General features: G+C 64.1%; 15 protein-coding genes. 8 read left to right on the top strand and 7 right to left on the bottom strand.

The genetic code is table 11. The annotated features are described in order from the left end of the window. Nucleotides 1–32 precede the first annotated feature (32 nt). From HY836_RS09240 to xdhA, 4 genes are read right to left on the bottom strand one after another with little or no spacing between them, the layout of a single operon-like run. The gene (locus HY836_RS09240) at nt 33–1460 is read right to left on the bottom strand and encodes an 8-oxoguanine deaminase (protein ID WP_290675687.1); all 1428 of its coding nucleotides are present in this window, start codon (nt 1458–1460) and stop codon (nt 33–35) included. Further along, complete coding sequence (gene xdhC, locus HY836_RS09235) at nt 1433–2338, bottom strand: xanthine dehydrogenase accessory protein XdhC (protein ID WP_290675685.1); 906 nt, start codon at nt 2336–2338, stop codon at nt 1433–1435. The genes HY836_RS09240 and xdhC overlap by 28 nt, the downstream gene beginning before the upstream one ends. After that, on the bottom strand, nt 2335–4689 hold the full coding sequence (xdhB, locus tag HY836_RS09230) for a xanthine dehydrogenase molybdopterin binding subunit (RefSeq protein WP_290675683.1): 2355 nt from the start codon (nt 4687–4689) through the stop codon (nt 2335–2337). Before xdhB ends, xdhC begins: the two co-directional genes overlap by 4 nt. Next, on the bottom strand, nt 4686–6221 hold the full coding sequence (xdhA, locus tag HY836_RS09225) for a xanthine dehydrogenase small subunit (protein WP_290675681.1): 1536 nt from the start codon (nt 6219–6221) through the stop codon (nt 4686–4688). The genes xdhB and xdhA overlap by 4 nt, the downstream gene beginning before the upstream one ends. Before the next feature lie 146 nt (nt 6222–6367). On the opposite strand from xdhA, the gene HY836_RS09220 reads away from it, so the two are divergent. The 7 genes from HY836_RS09220 (at nt 6368) to HY836_RS09190 (ending at nt 14626) form a co-directional block, all read left to right on the top strand. Further along, on the top strand, nt 6368–7372 hold the full coding sequence (locus HY836_RS09220; RefSeq protein WP_290675679.1) for a LysR family transcriptional regulator: 1005 nt from the start codon (nt 6368–6370) through the stop codon (nt 7370–7372). Between the two features lie 19 nt (nt 7373–7391). Continuing rightward, on the top strand, nt 7392–8786 hold the full coding sequence (gene guaD / locus HY836_RS09215) for a guanine deaminase (RefSeq protein WP_290675677.1): 1395 nt from the start codon (nt 7392–7394) through the stop codon (nt 8784–8786). Continuing rightward, the gene (locus HY836_RS09210; protein WP_290675675.1) at nt 8783–10318 is read left to right on the top strand and encodes an ABC transporter ATP-binding protein; all 1536 of its coding nucleotides are present in this window, start codon (nt 8783–8785) and stop codon (nt 10316–10318) included. Before guaD ends, HY836_RS09210 begins: the two co-directional genes overlap by 4 nt. Next, nucleotides 10305–11366, top strand: coding sequence for an ABC transporter permease (locus HY836_RS09205; RefSeq protein ID WP_290675673.1), 1062 nt, complete (start codon nt 10305–10307; stop codon nt 11364–11366). The genes HY836_RS09210 and HY836_RS09205 overlap by 14 nt, the downstream gene beginning before the upstream one ends. Before the next feature lie 5 nt (nt 11367–11371). Next, nucleotides 11372–12298 (top strand): ABC transporter permease, encoded by a 927-nt coding sequence (locus HY836_RS09200; RefSeq protein WP_290675671.1) that lies wholly within the window; start codon nt 11372–11374, stop codon nt 12296–12298. A gap of 85 nt (nt 12299–12383) precedes the next feature. Further along, nucleotides 12384–13550, top strand: coding sequence for a BMP family ABC transporter substrate-binding protein (locus HY836_RS09195; RefSeq protein WP_290675669.1), 1167 nt, complete (start codon nt 12384–12386; stop codon nt 13548–13550). Nucleotides 13551–13582: 32 nt separating this feature from the next. After that, nucleotides 13583–14626 carry an adenosine deaminase gene (locus HY836_RS09190; protein WP_290675667.1) on the top strand — a complete coding sequence of 348 codons (1044 nt, stop codon included), beginning with the start codon at nt 13583–13585 and terminating at the stop codon, nt 14624–14626. Between the two features lie 623 nt (nt 14627–15249). Here HY836_RS09190 and HY836_RS09185 read toward each other — a convergent pair. Then, the gene (locus HY836_RS09185) at nt 15250–16125 is read right to left on the bottom strand and encodes a class III extradiol ring-cleavage dioxygenase (protein ID WP_290675665.1); all 876 of its coding nucleotides are present in this window, start codon (nt 16123–16125) and stop codon (nt 15250–15252) included. A 9-nt stretch (nt 16126–16134) separates the two neighbouring features. Next, nucleotides 16135–16869, bottom strand: a complete 735-nt coding sequence (locus tag HY836_RS09180) for a YoaK family protein (protein WP_290675663.1) — start codon at nt 16867–16869, stop codon at nt 16135–16137. A gap of 80 nt (nt 16870–16949) precedes the next feature. On the opposite strand from HY836_RS09180, the gene HY836_RS09175 reads away from it, so the two are divergent. Then, nucleotides 16950–19556, top strand: a complete 2607-nt coding sequence (locus tag HY836_RS09175) for an ABC transporter permease (protein ID WP_367114662.1) — start codon at nt 16950–16952, stop codon at nt 19554–19556. A gap of 3 nt (nt 19557–19559) precedes the next feature. On the opposite strand, the gene HY836_RS09170 is transcribed toward HY836_RS09175, so the two are convergent. Beyond that, complete coding sequence (locus tag HY836_RS09170; protein ID WP_290675774.1) at nt 19560–20066, bottom strand: chemotaxis protein CheW; 507 nt, start codon at nt 20064–20066, stop codon at nt 19560–19562. Between the last annotated feature and the right edge of the window lie 174 nt (nt 20067–20240).

Here is a 20240-nt window from a genome sequence, read left to right as displayed (position 1 = left end):
TCGCTGACAGGGGGGGGATCCACGTGACGTGCTCAGATGATCGATTGCGCCATGGCGTTGTGCTGGCCGATCAGCTTGGGCAGATCAACGGTCGTCAACTGGCCATGGTCAGCCACGACGCGGCCATGAACGATGGCCCAGGCCGTTTGCGCTGGTTGGGTCATCAGCAGTGAGGCGATCGGGTCATGCACGGCGCTGCCGGCCATGCCCAGCGTGCGCAGGTCATAGATGGCCAGGTCTGCCGCCATGCCTGGCGCGATCTGCCCGATGTCATCTCGGCCCAGTACCTGGGCCCCACCGCGTGTGGCCATGCGCAGTGCATGCCGAGTTGTCATGTCTGCAGGCCCATGGTCGCAACCAAAGGGCGCAAGGCTGCGGCCTACGCGCGCCAGCAGCATGGCCTGGCGGGCTTCGCCCAGCAGGTGCGCGGCGTCGTTGCTGGCGGAGCCGTCCACGCCCAGGCCAACAGGTACGCCCGCATCCAGCATGCGCCTGATCGGCGCGATGCCGGAGGCCAGTCGCATGTTGCTGCAGGGGCAGTGGGCCACGCCAGTGTGTGTGGCAGCAAAGCGGCCAATGCCATGGTCGTCGAGCTTGACGCAGTGCGCGTGCCACACGTCATCACCCAGCCAGCCTTGTGCTTCGGCGTATTCGGTAGGCGTGCAGTTGAACTTCTCGCGCGTGTAGGCGACGTCGTGGTCGTTTTCGGCCAGGTGTGTGTGCAGGCGCACGCCGTGCTTGCCGCATTGACGCGCCAGTCGGGCTGATTCGCGCATCAGGTCCGTGCTGACCGAGAAGGGCGAGCAGGGCGCCAGGGAGATGCGCAGCATGGCGTGGCGTTGCTCGTCGTGGAAGGCCTCGATCAGGCGCTGGCTTTCGCGCAGGATGGCGTCTTCACGTTCCACGAGGCTGTCAGGCGGCAAGCCGCCGGCGCTTTCCCCCACACTCATGCTGCCCCGGCAGGCATGAAAGCGCATGCCGATCTCTTGCGCGGCATGGATGCTGTCGTCCAGGCGAACCCCGTTGGGGTAGAGGTAGAGGTGATCGCTGCTGGTGGTGCACCCGCTGAGCAGCAACTCGGCCATGGCGACCTGGGTGGACACATGGATCATGTCCGGCGTGAGGCGTGCCCACATGGGGTAGAGCGTGCGCAGCCAGCTGAACAACTCGGCATCCTGCGCGGCGGGGATGGCACGCGTCAGGCTCTGGAACATGTGGTGATGGGTGTTGACCAGGCCCGGGATGACCACGTGGCCGCGCGCGTCGATGGTCTGTGTGGCCTGGGCCAGCCATTCGGCGGGCAACGCTTCGGTCGGGCCGGCGGCCAGGATTTCGTGGCCGCGGATCAGCACGCTGGCGTGTCGCCATTCGGTGCCTTGATCGTCCATGGTGGCGATGCAGTCGGCATCCTTGATGAGCAAGGTGGGCTGGGTCACGGCTGGGCCTTGTCTGGTGCACATGGTGGTGTGCAACTCAGTGATTGTCTCAGCAGGAGCAACTGGGCCACCACAGAGACCGCAATCACGGCCGGCTCCTTGCCCTTGAGTTCGGGCAAGCCGATCGGGCAGGTCATGTGGGCGAGTTGAGCGTGATTCAAGCCTCTGGCTTCCAGCCGATGCAGGAACTTGGCCTGCTTGGTCTGCGAGCCGATCATGCCTGCAAACAGGCTGTCGCCACGGCGCAGGACGGCCTCGATGATGCGCAGATCCAGGTCGTGCCGATGCGTCAGCACCAGATGGATGGCGCCTGGTGGCGCATCGGCCACCTCGTCTGGCGGCGCGTCGCTGGGGTGCCAGGTGATGTGCGGCGGCAAGGCAGCCAGGGTGGCGGCATCGGGCAGGCCGCATGGCGATGCTGAGTCGTCCGTGCCGCTGTCGCGCGTGTCGATCCAGCGCACCGAGAAGTCCAGGTCGGCCAGCAATTTGACGATGGCCTGGCCAACATGGCCTGCGCCATGCAGTTCGATGTGCAAGGCCGTGCTGATCGGCCACTGGTGCAAGGCGGCCTCATCCAGCGGGGCGAAGTGAAGTTGAACCACGCCGCCGCAGCATTGCCCGAGCGAGGGGCCCAGGGCAAAGGTCTGTGTCCAGCCGGTGGTTTGGTCAAGGCTGGTCGAACATTCCTTCAAGGCCTGTCTGGCCAGCTCGATGGCTTGCCACTCCAGGTGGCCACCACCTATGGTGCCCTCCATGGCATCGGCGCTCACGAGCATGCGTGTGCCGGCATCGCGTGGCGTGGAGCCCTGGCTGTTCACCACGGTGAGCACCATGGCGCGTTGACCGGCTTGAAGCCAGTCGCAGGCCAGTTGGCGCAGGGCGGGGGCGCTCCAGGCGCTCATGGTTGCGCCGCACAGGCGGCTTTGACGGCATCCACCGCATCCAGGATGGCCTCGGGCGTGGCGGGCGCGCGCAGGGGCGGATCCACGCGGTGCTGGCCCATGGATGAGATCGCATCCCGGATGGCCAGGAAGACCGAGAAGGGCAGCAGCAATGGCGGCTCGCCCACGGCCTTGGACCGGTAGATCGTGTCCTCCACGTTCTGGTTCTTGAACAGCTGGAAGCGGAAGTCGGCAGGGCAGTCGCTGGCAGTCGGGATCTTGTAGGTGGATGGCGCGTGCGTCATCAGCTTGCCGCTCTGCGGGTGCCAGTAGAGCTCTTCACTTGTCAACCAGCCCATGCCCTGGATGAAGGCGCCTTCGATCTGGCCGATGTCCAGCGCCGGGTTGATCGACTGGCCCACGTCGTGCAGCACGTCGGCGCGCAGCAGCTTCCACTCGCCCGTGAGCGTGTCCACCAGCACCTCGCTGACGGCCGCGCCATAGGCAAAGTAGAAGAAGGGGCGGCCTTGCATGGTGTCCCGGTTCCAGTGCAGTTTGGGCGTGGCATAAAAGCCGTCCGACCACAGTTGCACGCGTGCCAGGTAGGCGTCCATCACGACGTCTTCAAAGCGCAGCGTCTGTTCGCCAATGCGCACCTCGTCGTCGGCAAAGTGGATGGCTTCATCAGGCAGCGTGTGACGTTCTGCCAGCATCCTGATCAGTCGTGACCGGATCTGCATGGCCGCGTCGGCCGCCGCCTTGCCGTTGAGGTCCGAACCTGTCGATGCCGCTGTGGCCGAGGTGTTGACGACCTTGCTGGTGTCCGTGGCGGTGACGCGCACCCGCTCGGGTTTGACGCCCAGGGTATGGGCCACCATCTGCGCCACTTTGGTGTTGAGCCCCTGGCCCATCTCGGTGCCACCGTGGTTGACCAGGATGCTGCCATCGCTGTAGATGTGCACCAGTGCGCCGGCCTGGTTGAGGTGCACCACATTGAATGAGATGCCGAACTTGAGCGGCGTGAGCGCCAGGCCCTTCTTGAGCACCGGGCTGCTGGCGTTGAAGGCGGCCACCTCGGTGCGACGCGCGCGGTAATCACTGCTGCCGACCAGTTGATCCAGCAAGGGCATCAGGACGTTGTCTTCAACAAGCTGGCCATAGGGCGTGGTGTTGCGGTCCGTGGTGCCATACAGGTTGGCCAGGCGCACGTCCAGCGGGTCCTTGCCCAGCTGGCGCGCCACCGAGTCGAGGATGACCTCGATGGCCAGTGCACCCTGCGGGCCACCAAAGCCTCGAAAGGCCGTGTTGCTCTGCGTGTTGGTGCGGGCGCAGTAGCCATGCAGGTCCACCGCAGGCAGGAAGTAGGCATTGTCGAAGTGGCACAGTGCCCGGGTCATCACCGGCGCAGACAGGTCGGCAGAGAAGCCCGCGCGGGACACCATCTCGACCTTGGCACCCAGCAAACGGCCATCCTGGTCATAGGCAATGTCGAAGTCGTGCACGAAGCAATGGCGTCGGCCGGTGATCATGAAGTCGTCGTCACGATCGGGGCGCAGCTTGACGGGCTTTTGCAGCTTGTAAGCTGCCATCGCCGCCACGCAGGCGAACACGGCCGATTGCGACTCCTTGCCGCCGAAACCGCCCCCCATGCGTCGGCACTCGACGAGCACATGATGCGCATGCAGGTTCAAGGCATGGGCAATGGCATGCTGCATTTCGCTGGGGTGCTGGGTGGAGCTGTGAACCAGCAAGCCATGGTTTTCTTTCGGGATGGCGTAGGCGATCTGGCCTTCCAGATAGAACTGCTCCTGCCCGCCCAGATGGAATCGGCCTTGCAGGCGATGCGGGGCTTGCGCCAGGGCCTGGGCCGCATCACCCCTTTGCATGTGCATGGGTGGCACGACATAACTTTGGGCTGCGTGCGCGGCCTCGGGCGTCAACAGGGCGGGGAGCGCTTCGATCGTGGTGAAGTCCCGCGCCATCGCGGCCACGCGACGTGCCGTTTCTCGTTGCGCCGATAGCACCACGAACATGGGTTGACCGAGGTAATGCACCTCACCGTCTGCCAGGATGGGGTCGTCGTGGACGATGGCCCCGCAATCATTGACGCCAGGGATGTCGCGCGCGGTGAGCACGGCCACCACACCCGGTTGTGCTTTCAGGCCATCCACATCGATGGACAGCAGCCGACCATGCGCCACCGGCGACAGGCCCAGGGCTGCATGCAGCGTGCCGGCCAGCTCGGGCAGGTCATCGATGTAGGTGGCCTGACCGGCCACATGCAGGTGAGCGGATTCATGCGGCAAGGCGCGGCCCGCCGCAGTGGGTGAGGCAGTGGGCGAGGGCAGGAAGGCTTCCACGGTCTTGTTCATGCTGTTTGCGCAGGCCATACCTGCACCTCGTCGGCGCGCAGTGGGTTGTGTGGACGGGTTTCAAGCCAGAAACGTTCCAGCAGGTTGGCGGCGACCTTGATGCGGTAGTCCTTGCTGGCGCGCAGATCGGTCATGGGCTGGAAGTCCTGTGCCAGCGCGGCCTGGGCCTGGCGCAGGGTGGTTTCGGTCCAGGCTTGTCCGATCATGGCGGCTTCGGTCTGGCTGGCGCGGCGCGCGGTGGCCGCCATGCCACCCCAGGCCAGTCGTGCCTGCTTGATGGTGTCGCCTTCCAGCTGAATGAACAGGCCCGCGCACACGGCGGAGATGTCGCTGTCGCGCCGCTTCGAAATCTTGTAGGCCCGCAGGATCTCGCCCGCATCCTTGCTGAAGATCGGAACGCGCACGGACTGGATGAACTCGCCGGGCTTCAAGGCGTTCTTCATGTAGTCCAGATAGAAGGCTGGCAGCGGCATCTCTCGCGTGAACTGGCCGGCGCGCAGCACGAGTGTGGCGTCCAGCGCCAGCAGGATGGGGGCGCTGTCGCCGATGGGTGAGCCGTTGGCCAGATTGCCGACCAGGGTGCCCGCATGGCGAACCGGCGGCGAGGCAAACCGCAACCAGAGTTCTCGCAGCTCGGGTATGTGCGAAGCCAGCGTGGACCAGGCCTCTTCCAGTGTCACGGCCGCGCCGATGTCCAGTGCATCTGGCTGACCCGTGACGCTCGCCGGTGTGAGGATGCGCCGCAACTCGGGCACCTGCCCCAGATAAATGATGTCGCCCAGCGCCTTGAACTGCTTGGTGACCCACAGGCCGACATCGGTGCTGCCAGCCAGCAAGCGCGCATCGGGCATTGAAAGCCGCAGGCTGGCGAGATCGCTCAAGGATGTCGGGGCGAAGAAGCGGCTGCGCATGCGGCTGTCCGTCTGCGCGGGGCCTTCGTACTGCAGGCCATCTGGTGACTGGCCTTGCAGCGCTGCGAGCTGTTGCAGCCATGGCTCGGGCGCAAACGGCTGGCGAGGCCCTTCAAACATCTTTTGCCCGGCGTCCAGGATGGGGCGGTAGCCCGTGCAGCGGCACAGATTGCCTGCCAGCGCATCAGCCAGCGCCGTGCGCGAGGGGGGCTGTTCATGCGTCTGGTAGATGTCCCACAGCGACATCACGAAGCCCGGCGTGCAGAAACCGCATTGCGAACCATGGCAATCCACCATGGCTTGCTGGCAGGGGTGAAGCTGATCGCTGCTTGCGGGTTTCAGATCTTCCACGGTCAGCAGGGCCTTGCCATCCAGCGTGGGCAGGAACTGGATGCAGGCGTTGACGGTTTTCTGTTGCCACTGCCCGGTTTCAGGGTGGCGCTCGCCCAGCACCACGGTGCAGGCGCCGCAGTCACCCTCGGCGCAGCCTTCCTTGGTGCCGGTGCAATGCGCCTGTTCGCGCAACCATTGCAGTACGGTGGTCGTGGGGGGGAGGTCTTTGACCTCCTGTATCTGCCCCTGGTGCACGAAGCGGATCGGGCGGGGGGCTGCGGTGCTCATGGTCGAGGCTCCTGAAGGCGTGGGTCAGTTGTGGGATGAGGTGTCCGCAAATGCCGTGGCCATGCGCTCACTCACCACAAAGAGGGTATATCCAGTGCTGGCGCCGGTCATACTATTTCGTGAATAGACACTATCAGAGTCGGTGTATGAATAAGAACACGCTTTTCGAGAAGATCGACCTCTCCCTCATCCGTGTCTTGCACACCGTGATCACCGAATGCAGTGTCTCGCGGGCGGCCATACGCCTGCAATCCAGCCAACCGGCCGTCAGTGCTCAACTCAGGCGCTTGCGTGAGTTGACGGGCGACCCTTTGCTGGTTCGCTGCGGGCAGAGCATGGCCCCCACTGATGTGGCCTTGAACCTGCTGGAGCCGGCATCGGCCATCCTGCAACATGCACAAAGCATGTTCGGCCACAACAACTCTGTGCGGGAATTCGATCCGGCCACCACCAACCTGACGTTCAGGCTGGCCGCCACCGATTACCTCGATCCCTTCTTCCTGCCGGAGCTGACACTGCGCCTGCGTCGTCTGGCGCCGAATGTGCGTGTCGAGGTGGTGCAGTTGTCGGCCGATCTGGATTACCGCCGCAGTCTGGCGCGTGGCGAGGTCGATCTGGTCATCGGCAACTGGCTGGAGCCATCGGACGAGTTGCATCTGGGGCGGCTGATCAGCGACGAGGTGGTCTGCCTGGTATCCGAAGATCATCCAGCCGCGCGCTTGCCCAAGGAAGGCAAACGGGCCTGGTCCATCGAGCAGTACCTCTCGTGCGAGCACGTGGCACCACCAGCCTTGCACCCGGGCGCGCTGGGCATCATCGACGAGCATCTCGCCGCTCAGGGGCTGCGCCGCAACATCGTGGTCCGCAACCCCCACTTTGCGCAACTGCCCTATATGGTGGCGGGCTCCTTGCTGGTGCTCACGACAGGGCGCCGCTTCTGTGAGCGTTACGCGCAACAGTTGCGCGTGAAGATCGTGCGTTGCCCGGTGGCCTTCCCGCCGATGAACTACTATCAACTCTGGCATGACCTGACGCATCACTCCGCCGCCAGCCGCTGGTTGCGCGAGCAGGTGCGAGATGTTGTGCGCAGTCTGCAACTCGTTCGTCCCCCCACGCGCGCAGAGGCCCTGCCTGTGCGCAGTACCAGTTGACCGCGCGATCCCATCCTCCATGACCCACTCAGGCACAGATTCGTCCGCATCCGCAGCGGCTTCGGCATCGCCGGCGGACACCGTTTCATCCGGGCGTCGCGTGCTGTGGGGCGATGTGCTCGACTTCACCGCAGACCCGGGATTCGCGCCGCCGAAGGAAGCGCCCGGTGTGCGCTGGCGGCCCGATCATGTGGTGCTGATCGAGGAGGGGCGTATTGCCGCGGTACAGCCGCACGCGAAGGCCTTGCCGGCCGGCTGGCAGGATGTGCCCGTGGAGGACCATCGCGGCCAGTTGATCATGCCGGGTTTCATTGACACCCATGTTCACTGCCCGCAGCTGGACGTGATCGCCAGTTTCGGGACGGAACTGCTGGACTGGCTCAATACCTACACCTTCCCGGCTGAGCGACGCTATGCGGACCCGGCCGTGTCACAGGCTGGCGCCGAGCGCTTTCTGCTGGCCTTGTGGGCGCACGGCACGACCACGGCCGTGGTGTTCCCGACCGTCCACAAGGTCAGTGCGCATGCCTTGTTCGAGCAGGCCCATGCGCAGAACATGCGTCTGATCACGGGCAAGGTGCTGATGAACCGCCATGCACCCGAAGGCCTGCGAGACGATGTCGACCAGGCCGAGCGTGACTGCGTGGACCTGATCGACCTGTGGCATGGCAAGGGCAGGCAGGCCTTTGCCGTGACGGTGCGTTTTGCGCCCACCAGCACGCCCGAGCAGTTGATGATGGCCGGCCAGTTGTGCCAGACCTATGACGGCACCTATATGCAGACCCACGTGGCCGAAAACCGCGACGAGGTGCGATGGGTGGCGTCGCTGTTCCCGGATGCGCGCAGCTACCTGGATGTGTACGACCGCGATGGCCTGATCGGTGCCCGTGGCGTGCTGGCGCACGGCATCTGGCTGGACGACCGCGACCGTGCCGTGTTGCGCGAACGCGGCGCGCAGATTGCCCACAGCCCCTCGTCCAATCTGTTTCTGGGCAGTGGTTTGTTCGACTGGGCCCAGGCACAGCAGGAAGGCGTCAACGTGAGCCTGGCCAGTGATGTGGGCGGTGGCACCAGCCTGTCCATGCTGCGCAACATGGCCGATGCCTACAAGATCCAGGCCTTGCAGGGCACGCGGCTGACCGCCTGGAAGGCCTTGTACACCGCCACGCTGGGCGCTGCTCGCCATCTGGGGCTGGACGAAGAAATAGGTCAGGTGGAGCCCGGGCGCATGGCCGATCTGGCTGTGTGGGATTGGGCTGTTGGGCCTGTGGCCACGCACCGCGATGGCCTGGCACAGGCCTCAGGTGACCTGCACGAACGCGCCTTCGTCTGGATGACGCTGGGTGATGAGCGCAACCTGGCAGGCACGATGATTGCTGGTCAAACTGTATACAAAAAGCGAATCACAGCATGACCCCTCGTCTTGAATTGCGCGGCATCACCAAGCAGTACCCCGGCGTGCGCGCCAATGACGCGGTCAATTTGAAGGTGCAGCCCGGTGAAATCCACGCGGTGCTGGGCGAAAACGGCGCTGGCAAGTCCACGCTCATGAAGATCATCTTCGGTTCGGTCAAACCAGATGCGGGTGAGGTGTACTTCAACGGCGAGCGCGTCAGCGTCAAGTCGCCTCATGAGGCACGCGAGTTGGGCATCAGCATGGTGTTCCAGCACTTCTCCCTGTTTGACACGCTCACGGCGGCCGAGAACGTGTGGCTGGGGCTGAACAAATCACTCAGCCTGGAGGAGGTCACCCTGCGCATCCGCCAGGTCGCGGGTGAGTACGGCCTGGATGTGGACCCGGATCGACATGTGCATTCCCTGACGGTGGGGGAGCGCCAGCGCATCGAAATCGTGCGTGCCTTGATGACCAACCCCCAGTTGCTCATCCTTGATGAACCGACCTCGGTGCTGGTGCCTCAGGCTGTGGAAAAGCTGTTCGGTACCTTGCGGCACCTGGCCGATCGGGGCTGCGCCATCCTCTATATCAGCCACAAGCTCGACGAGATCCGCGCGCTGTGCCATCGCTGTACGGTGATGCGAGGTGGCAAGGTCACGGGCGAGGTTGATCCACGCCTGGAAAGCAACGCCAGCCTGTCGCGCTTGATGATTGGCTCCGAACCGGTGGAGCTGGAGCGCAAAGCCCCCATGCTGGGCGAAGTGGCGCTGGCCGTCAAAGGCCTGAGCGTGCCCAGTGAAGACCCGTTCGGCATGTCGCTCAAGGACATCCACTTTGCCTTGTGCGCGGGTGAGATCCTGGGCATCGCCGGGGTGTCGGGCAATGGTCAGCAGGCCCTGATGGCCGTGCTCAGTGGCGAGGACCCGCGTGGCGCGCCGGGCAGCGTCACCCTGTTCGGGCACGACGTCACCCGTCAGTCACCCATGAAGCGGCGCAAGCTGGGGCTCAACAGCGTGCCCGAAGAGCGCCTGGGGCGCGGTGCGGTGCCTACCTTGTCGCTGGCAAAAAATACCTTGTTGACCCGCATGGATGCGGTTGGCCCGGGCGGCTGGCTGCGCATGCAGGGCGTGATCGGCATGACCAACGAGCTGATCGACCGCTTCAAGGTCAAGGCCGCGGGCCCGCATGCGATGGCGCGCAGCCTGTCGGGCGGCAATTTGCAGAAATTCATCATGGGGCGCGAGATTGATGCCGAGCCCCGTGTGCTGCTGGTGTCCCAGCCCACCTGGGGTGTGGATGTGGGTGCGGCGGCGCAGATTCGTGGCGAGCTGCTCAAGCTGCGTGATGCGGGTTGCGCCATCCTGGTCGTGAGCGAGGAGTTGCACGAGTTGTTCGAGATCTGTGATCGCCTGATGGTGATGGAAAAGGGGCGCCTGTCACCCAGTGTGGCGGTGGCAGATGCCACGGTCGAGCGCATCGGTGAGTGGATGAGTGGCTTGTGGGATCAGCACGAGACAGCCGGGCAGGGGGGCGCGCATGTTCAAGCTTGAACCTCGCCCCGCGCCGTCGACCACCTTGATGCTGGCTTCGCCGCTGCTGGCCTTGGCCATCACTGTGCTGGTGGGTGTGTGCCTGTTCATCGCCCTGGGCAAGGACCCTCTGGCGGGCTTGCAGATGTTTTTTGTGGAGCCCCTCAAGAGCACCTATGCCTTGTCCGAGCTGAGCGTCAAGGCCACGCCCCTGATCCTGATCGGGCTGGGGCTGGCGGTGTGCTTTCGCGCCAATATCTGGAACATCGGTGCCGAAGGGCAGTTCATCATGGGCGCCATCTTTGCGGGTGGCGTGGCAATGCGCGCCACGCCAGACAGCGGCGCCGGCCTGTGGGTGCTGGTGCTGGCTGCAGGCGCCCTGGGCGGCATGTTCTGGGCGGCCATCGTGGCCTTGTTGCGTGATCGCTTCAATGCCAGCGAGATTCTGTGCAGCCTGATGCTGGTCTATGTGGCCGAGATGGTATTGAGTTACCTGGTCTACGGGCCCTGGAAGGACCCGCAGGGCTACAACTTCCCCCAGACCATCACCTTCCTGGAGGCCTCGCGTGTGCCCAAGCTGGTGTCGGGCTTGCGCATGAACGTCGGCATCTACATTGCAGCGGTGTCTGTGCTGGTGCTCACGGTGTTTCTGGCCCGTACCTATGCCGGCTTTCAGTTGCAAGTCGGTGGGCTGGCGCCAGCGGCCTCTCGTTACGCCGGGTTCTCGTCGCGCAGTGCCTTGTGGACGGCTTTGCTGCTGTCCGGGGGCATGGCGGGGCTGGCAGGCGGGCTGGATGCGGCCGGGCCCCAGGGGCAACTCACGCCTTACATCCCCTTGGGCTACGGCTTTGGCGCCATCATCGTGGCCTTTGTCGGTCGCCTTCACCCTGTGGGCATCGTGTTTTCCGCGGTGCTGATGAGCATGTTCTACATCGGTGGCGAGCTGGCGCAGTCGCGTCTGGGCCTGCCCAAGGCCATCACGGGCGTGTTCCAGGGCTTGCTGCTGTTCGCCTTGCTGGCCTGTGACACCTTCATCCATCAACGTCTGCGCTGGGTGGCTGCCAAATGACCGGAATGACCGCTGACTCTCTGGCGCTGCTGATTGCCGCCACGCTCAATGCCGGCACCGTCGTGGCCCTGGCCGCGCTGGGGCTGTTGATCAATGAGCGTGCAGGCGTGCTCAATCTGGGCGCCGAAGGAATGATGCTGGTGGCCGCCATCGCGGGCTACGCCACCTGTGTGCATACCGGCAGCGATGTGCTGGGCTTTGCTGCAGGGGCCCTGGCTGGCGCGGGCATGGCCGCCTTGTTCGGTGTGCTGGTGATCTGGCTCAATACCAACCAGTACGCCAGCGGGCTGGCCTTGAGCCTGTTTGGCGCGGGCTTGAGCGCCTTTGCGGGTATCCAGTACACGCAGCAGCGCTTGCCCGAGCGCGCGCACTTCGACATCCCCTTCCTGTCTGACATGCCCTTTGTCGGCCCCGCTTTGTTCAAGCACCACCCCTTGGTCTACGGCGCCATGGCGCTGGTGATCGGGCTGAGCTGGTTCCTGCTGAAGTCTCGCGCTGGTCTGGTCTTGCGCGCCGTGGGCGAGTCGCCCGAATCGGCGCACGCGCTGGGCTATCCCGTTCGCCCTATCCGTCTGTTGGCTGTGATGGTCGGTGGGGCCTTGTGCGGGCTGGCGGGCGCCTATATCTCGATGGTCTACACGCCCATGTGGGTCGAGGGCATGGTGGCAGGCAAGGGCTGGATCGCCCTGGCCTTGACCACGTTCGCCACCTGGCGCCCCGCGCGCGTTCTGTTGGGCGCTTACCTGTTTGGCGGCGTCACCATGTTGCAGTTTCAGTTGCAAGGGCAGGGCGTGCAGATCCCCAGCCAGTGGCTGACGATGCTGCCTTATCTCTCGACCATCGTGGTGCTGGTGTTGATCTCGCGCAATCCGACGTGGATTCGCATCAACATGCCCGCATCGCTCGGGAAACCCTTCCATCCTGGCGCCTGAATTGGCATGATCGCGGCACGATCATTGCACCGGCTGTCCAGATCAAACCCTTTGTTTTTGAGCTGTTTTCAACCCTGGAGATGACATGACTTCACCGATGTCCAAGCGTTCTTTGTTGAAGTTGGCGGGCTGGGCCACGCTGGCTACATCCGCCGCCCTGGTCGGCTGTGGCAAGAAGGAGGCTGCAGCCCCTGAGGCCGCTTCTGGCGCTTCCGAAGCCGCTTCGGCCGCTGCCGCACCTGCCGGCCCGCTGAAGATTGCCTTTGCCTATGTGGGCCCTGTGGGCGATGCCGGCTGGACTTACGCACACAACGCGGGTCGCCTGGCCATCGAAAAGGAATTCGGCGACAAGGTCAAGACCACCTTTGTGGAGAAGGTGCCTGAGGGCCCTGAGGCCGAGCGCGTGATCCGCGATCTGGTGGGCCAGGGCAACACCCTGATCTTCGGCACCACCTTTGGCTACATGGAACCCATGCTCAAGGTGGCAGCCGACAGCAAGGACGTCAAGTTCGAGCACGCCACCGGCTACAAGACCGCGCCGAACATGCGCACCTACGACTCGCGCACCTATGAAGGCGCCTACATGGCGGGGGTGATCGCGGGCGGCATGAGCAAGTCTGGCGTGATCGGCGTGGTGGGCTCGATCCCCATCCCCGAAGTGATTCGCAACATCAACACCTTCACGCTGGGCGCGCAAAGCGTCAACCCCAAGATCAAGACCAAGGTCGTGTGGGTGAACGCGTGGTTTGATCCTCCCAAGGAAACCGAAGGCGCGCAAAGCCTGCTCAACCAGGGGGCCGACGTGCTGTTCCAGAACACCGATTCGCCCGCCGTGCTGCAGACCGCTGAAAAGGCCGGTAAATACGCCTTCGGCTGGGATTCGGACATGACCCAGTTTGGCCCCAAGGCTCACCTGGCCTCGGCCATCATCAACTGGGCTCCGTACTACGTCAAAGCCACCAAGGACGCCCTGGAAGGCACATGGCAGACCGGTGGTGTCTGGTGGGGTGTGAAGGAAGGCGCGATCGACATCGTGTCCATCTCCGACAAGGTGCCGGCTGATCTGAAGGCCAAGGTCGAGACGGTCAAGGCCGGCCTGAAGGATGGCAGCTTCGTGATCTGGAAGGGCCCCATCCTGGGTCAGGACGGCAAGGAAGTCGTGGCCAAGGACGCCGTGGCCGATGACAAGTTCCTGGGCGGCATCAACTTCTACGTCAAGGGCGTGGATGGTGCCGTGCCTTCCGGCAAGTAAGCCTCTGACGATGCACTGATCAAATCGACAAGATGACCCAAGCCCGTTTCGCCATTTCCAAGGACAAGCTGTCGGCACTGGTGCAAGCCATGCCCAAGGCCGAGTTGCACATGCACATCGAGGGCTCGCTGGAGCCTGAGCTGATCTTTGCCCTGGCCCAGCGCAATGGCGTGAGCCTGAGCTATCCCAGTGTCGAGGCCCTGCGTGCGGCCTACGCGTTCACGGATCTCCAGAGCTTTCTGGACATCTATTACGCGGGGGCATCGGTCCTGCTCAAGGAGCAGGACTTCCACGACATGGCCTGGGCTTATCTGCTCAAGGCCAAGGCCGACAACGTCGTCCACACGGAAATGTTCTTCGATCCTCAGACGCACACCGACCGTGGTGTGCCGTTCGAGGTGGTGATCAAGGGCCTGAAAAGCGCTTGCGATCGGGCGAAGGCGGAGTTGGGGGTCAGTGCATCGTTGATCATGTGCTTCCTGCGGCACCTGCCGGAGGAAGCCGCACTCAAGACGCTGGAAGAGGCCTTGCCCTTCCGGCAGCATTTCATCGGTGTGGGGTTGGACTCGAGCGAGCGAGGCCATCCACCCGAAAAGTTTGCCCGTGTCTTTGCGAAATGCAAGGAACTGGGGCTGCATCTGGTGGCGCATGCAGGTGAAGAAGGCCCGCCTGCCTACATCATCAGCGCGCTGGATGTGCTGCATGTGGAGCGCATAGACCATGGTGTGCGCTGTGTAGAAGATGCGGCGCTGGTGCAGAGGCTGGCCAGCCAGGGCACGGCCTTGACGGTGTGCCCGCTGTCGAATGTCAAGCTGTGCGTGTTCAAGAAGATGGCCGATCACAACCTCAAGGCCTTGCTTCAGCATGGCTTGAAGGCGACGGTCAATTCGGATGACCCGGCTTATTTCGGTGGCTACATGAACCAGAACTTCCTGGCTTGTTTTGCCGATCTGGATCTGGATGCGGACGACGCCTATACCCTGGCGCGCAACAGTTTTGAAGCCAGCTTTGTGGATGAGCAGACCAAGGCTGGCTGGATCGCGCAGCTGGATGCGACGTTTGCGCAGTTTGCTTGAGGTTGGTTTGATGCTTCGCTGAGGCGCTTGTTTCGCTTGGCTTCATGGGCCGTCAGAGTGTTGCTCTGATGGCCTTTTTGCTTTTTGCCTTTGTGTTTTTGTTCGTGCGGATGTGGGGGCAACGGGACGACGGCGGCAAGCGCCTGTTCCGCTCCTGACGCGGGCGACCACCGAGCGGCGCCGCCTTTGCCTCGTCAACACGAGCCTGCCCATGCCACCAGCCAGGACACCGCGAATGGTCGCTTCACAGTCGCTTGCCACCGCCATCCCGCGACATGCCGAGGGCTGGCAAGAGGTGTGAGTGGTGCACGCGTGGCAGCGTGGCGCGGGACCGGAAGTGGTGAAAGGAAATGCGTTACGGGTAGGTGCTGGCGGCTGTTCAATCGTGCCAGGCGACCCCTGTGTCGGACCGGGTGAATTGGGTGGGCGGCTGAAGCGACCATTCGCGGTGTCCTGACTCGTGAACCGCCTGGTCGGTGTTGACGAGGTGACCGAGTCGCGATGCGGTGATGGCCCGCGTCAGGAGCGGAAGCCGCCCACCCGGTTCACCTGGTCGCGCTCGCTTCATGCATGAAGAGAACGCCACCAAGACGCATCAACAGCAGCGCAAACCCAGCGCTAAGTCACACGCCCATTTGGCGAGCCAAGGCCTCGACACCCGGCCCGAAGCCATATGCATCCAGCGCCAGATGCCCGTGCGTCACGCTGCTGTGCAGTCGCATCCCTTGAGCCGGTACCGATGCATCGCCTTCAACTGCGGCGCCAGCTGCAAAGTAGAAAGGCAGCCAGTGCTCGTCTGTGGGGTGCATCTCACGAGCGTAGGGGGCTTGGGCGCGGTAGTCCAGCAAAGCTGGCCAATCGGCCACCCTGGTCCGGTTGTCTACCCAGGCGCGAAACGCCGCGCAGTCCTCTTCTTCCGGGGCGTCTATCGGGCTTGGCGAGCCAAAAAAGCGCTGCAGATTGTGCGTCAGGCTGCCTGATCCGATCACCAGGATGCCCTGCTTGCTCAGACTGCGCAGCGCCCGGCCCAAGGCCAGCATGTCGGCAGGCTTCGTGTGCGGCATCAAGGACACCGGCACCACGGGCACATCCACCTGTGGGTACACGTGCATCAAGGTGGTCCAGATGCCGTGATCCAGGCCACCTTGCGGCGTGAACTGGGCGGGCAGGCCTGCCTTGGTCAGCAAACGTGTGATCTCTTGTGCCAGGGCTGGTGCGCCAGCTGCTTCGTAGCGGATCTCATACAGGGCGGCCGGGAAGCCGCCAAAGTCATGGATGGTCTGATGGTGAGCCGCGCCCAGCACGAAGGGCGTGCGCGTGGCCGTGTGCGGCGACATGATCACCACGGCCTTGGGTCTACCCCAGAGCTGGTCAATGGCCGGCCCCAGCTCTCTCATGAACTGCCCGGCGGCCCCCGGCTCGAGGGCGATCATCGGTGAGCCGTGAGACAGAAACAGGGTTGGCAGCGGGGTGTCTTGCGTGGGCTTGGTGGGATCCATGGTGAAAGTCTAGCGACGGGCAGGCAGGAATTGCGCCGAGGACAGCAATGCCAGCACGATGGCCAGGGGCACCGTGGACACATAGCCCACATGCTTGAAACCCAGCGCACCGATCACGCCACCGACGAAAAAGGACAGCACCAACTTCACGTGCACGATAAGGCGCTCCTGGTTCACCCGAACCAGCGGCATGGCCACGCTGTCCGGCGAACGGTTCCAGTACAACAGCTTGCCCAGCTCGATGCCGATGTCCGTGACCAGCCCGGTCACATGCGTGGTGCGGATCTCGGCGTTGGACACTTTCGTGATCATGGCGTTCTGCAAGCCCATCACATAGCACAGCAGACCCACGGTGATGCCCATGGACGTGCCGATCAGGTGATGCATATACCCCAGCACGCCAAACGCCAGCAACAGGGAGGCCTCCAGCAGCAGGGGCAGCGTGTACTCGTGTCGGGAACGCCGGCGGCGCGCCCAGTTGATCATCACGGCCGAGGTGGCTGCTCCCAGCAGGAAAGCCAGCAGGGAGGTGAACCAGTCCAGCACCAGGTCCATGCGACCCAGGGCCAGGTCATCAGCCATGCTGGAGACCACACCCGTCATGTGAGAGGTGTATTCCTTGACCGCCAGGAAGCCGCCCGCGTTGGTGGCGCCGGCCACGAAGGCCAGTGACAGGCCCAGATGCAGGTTGCTCTGGCGTGTACGCTCCGGGGCCGTGAGCGTCCTGAGGTAATCGACTGGCATGGGTGGGGGTGATCTGCAAACTTCGGATTAAGCTGCCATCATCGCGCAATCCGAGCCACATCCAGCCTGAATCTACCTACATGAGTGTGATGTCCAGCAGCATGACCGTACCCGCATGGCGATGGGCCTTGCTTCAGACGCGGCGCGATTTCCGTGCCAGCAGCATGCGTTTTCTCATACTGGCCGTGGTGCTGGCGGTGGCCGCGCTCACGGCCGTGGGCTTTTTTGCTGATCGCATCGAGCGCGGCCTGTCTCGTGACGCGGCGCAGTTGCTGGGTGCCGATGCGGTGGTGGTGGCCGATCAACCCGTGCCGGAAGAGGTGATTCAAAAGGCGAGAGACCAGGGCTTGCGCGTGGCGCAAACCTCGGTGTTTGCCAGCATGGCGCGTGCACCGGATGAGCTTGGTGGCGATACGCGTCTGGTAGCACTCAAATCCGTCAGCCCGAATTACCCGCTGCGCGGCCAACTGACCCTGGGCACCATGGGAGCCGATGGGGTCGTCAAGCCCGCAGGCAAGGCTCCGGCAGGTGGACCGCCTGCCGGCCAGGCCTGGGCGGAGCCTGGTCTCCTGCTGGCGCTCAGCCTCAAGGTAGGCGATGAACTTTGGCTGGGCGAAGCGAGGTTCCGTATCCAGGCCGTGATCGTGAGCGAACCAGACCGCGGTGGTGGTTTCGTGGCGTTTTCGCCCCGGGTGATGATCCGCGCAGCCGATCTGCCCAGAACCCAGCTCGTTCAGCCTGCCAGCCGCATCACCTACCGGGCACTGGTCGCCGGGCCTGGCAGGGCAGGGGACGCGGACAGCACACGCATCGCCGCCATGCCCAACGACGGCAAGCAGCAGGTGCAAGCTTTCGTCGATGCGGCGCGCAAGGTGGCGGACAAGGCGCGCGGCGTGAAGATCGAAACCCTGGACACCGGGCGCCCGGAAATGCGCGCCACGCTGGACCGCGCCGGGCTCTTCCTGCGCCTGGTGGCCTTGCTGGCTGCCTTGTTGTCCGCGGTGGCGGTGGCGCTCGTTTCGCGGGATTTTGCGCAGCGCCGCCTGGATGACTGTGCGCTGCTGCGGGTGCTGGGCGTGCCGCAGCGCGTGATGGCCTGGTCCTATGCGATGCAGTTCGCGCTGGTGGGCTTGATGGCGAGTCTGGTTGGCTTGTTGCTCGGCTGGTTGTTCCACCTGGTTTTTGTCGCGCTGCTGTCTGATTTGGTGGGCGTGTCGCTGCCGGCAGCGGGCTGGCAACCGGTGGCCTTGGGCATGGGTGTGGGGGTGTTGCTGACCCTGGGTTTTGGCCTGCCGCCCGTGCTGCAGCTGACGCAGGTGCCACCCCTGCGTGTGCTCCGGCGTGACCTGGGACAACTGCGGCCCATGTCGGCTGCCGTCTGGGGCCTGGGCGGCGCGGCGCTGCTGGCCTTGCTGATGCTGGTGGCCAGAGACGTGAAGATGGGGGGCATCGCGCTGGGCGGCTTCGCGGGGGCTGTGCTGGTCTTCGCCGCCGTGGGCTTTCTGGCCGTGGCACTCTTGCGGATGCTGGCCGACCGCCTCGCTGGCAAGGCGCCCACCTGGTGGACCTTGGGCACGCGTCAGCTCACGGCGCAGCCCGTCCAGACGGTGGTGCAGGTGTGTGCCTTGAGTGTCGGCTTGCTGGCACTCATGCTGCTGATCCTCATCCGCACGGATCTGGTGGCCAGTTGGCGCAATGCCACGCCACCTGATGCGCCCGATCGCTTCGTCATCAACATCCAGCCGGATCAGGTCGAAGCCTTTCAGGCCACCCTGCGTGAAGCCGGCATCCAGCAGTTCGACTGGTATCCGATGGTGCGCGCCCGCCTGATCGGGATCAACGGCAAGCCCATCCGCGTGGAAGATTACCCCGAAGAGCGCGCCCAGCGACTGGTGGACCGGGAGTTCAACCTCAGTTACGCCCAGACCACGCCGGTCTATAACCCCGTGGTGGCCGGCCGTTATGTGCAGAACGAAGACGACGCCTTCAGCGTGGAGCAGGGCATTGCCAAGACCCTGGGCTTGAAGCTGGGTGACAGGCTTCGGTTCGAGATGGCGGGCACCGTCCAGGAAGGGCGCATCACCAGCCTGCGCAAGGTGGACTGGTCATCCATGCGGGTGAACTTCTTCGTGATGGCGCCCAAGGCGGACATGCCGCAATGGCCTGTCACCTACATCACGGCCTTCAAGCTGCCCAGACAGGCCTCACTGGACCGTCTGCTGGTCCAGAACTTTCCCAACGTCACCGTGATCGACGTGTCCGCCACCTTGGCGCAGATTCAGAACGTGCTGGGGCAGGTGATCACGGCGGTGGAGTTCCTGTTCGTGTTCACGCTGGTCACGGGGTTGATCGTGCTCATGGCAGGCTTGATGACCTCGCGTGAGCGCCGAGCCAGGGAGTGGGCCGTGCTGCGCTCCATGGGGGCCACGCGCCAGTTGCTGTCCACTGTTCAACGTGTGGAGTTGCTGGGGCTGGGTGCGCTGGCAGGTGCCATGTCTGCTGCGGCGGCATTGGCCATCGGCTGGGGCCTGGCCACCAAGGTTTTCGAGTTCGAATGGAATGCGCCCCTCTGGTGGCCCCTGCTCGGAGCCCTCATCGGGGCGCTGCTGGCCTGGATGGCCGGGTGGTGGAGCCTGCGCGGCGTGGTCGGCAGGCCGGTGGCGCTGACCTTGCGGCAGGCAGAATGAGGCTTACTGGGCCAGGCTGTTGATCAGGCCCATCTCGGCGCTGCCCATCAGCGATTCGATGTCCATCAGGATCAGCAGGCGGTCGCTCACGTTGGCGATGCCGGTGATGTAGGTGGTGTCCACGACCGAGTTGCTCATTTCCGGGGCGGGCTGGATGGCGGTCTCGGCCAGTTGCATCACGTCGCTCACCGAGTCGACCACGGCACCGACCACGCGGCCCTTGACGTTCAGCACGATCACCACGGTGAAGCTGTTGATCTCGGTCTGGCCGTCTTCGTTGAAGCAGTTGAACTTCACGCGCAGGTCAACGATGGGAACGATCACACCGCGCAGGTTCACCACACCCTTGAGGTAGGCGGGGGCATTGGCGATCTTGGTGGGCGGTTCGTACGAGCGGATTTCCTGAACCTTCAGGATGTCGATGCCGTACTCCTCGGTACCCAGGCGGAACGTGAGGTATTCACGGCCCGCGGGCACATGGCGCACCTGGCGGTTGTTTGTATGGCGCATGCCCAGTCCGGCGGGGGCGGCATCACTGCGGGCAGCGGGCTGGGTCTGGGGGGCGGCTTGCAGGGTTTCCATGCTCGTCCTTCGGGTATCAGGGTCGTGCGCCAAGCGGGGCGTACACCGTGGAGACTGGTTCCACCATCAATATCGGTCAGTCCTCACGGAACTGAAGCCTCA

The organism is Aquabacterium sp. (genome assembly GCF_016234775.1).
Taxonomy (GTDB): Bacteria; Pseudomonadota; Gammaproteobacteria; order Burkholderiales; family Burkholderiaceae_C; genus Aquabacterium.
The sequence above is the reverse complement of the archived record's forward strand: the minus strand, read 5'-3'. Positions and strand labels throughout refer to the sequence as shown.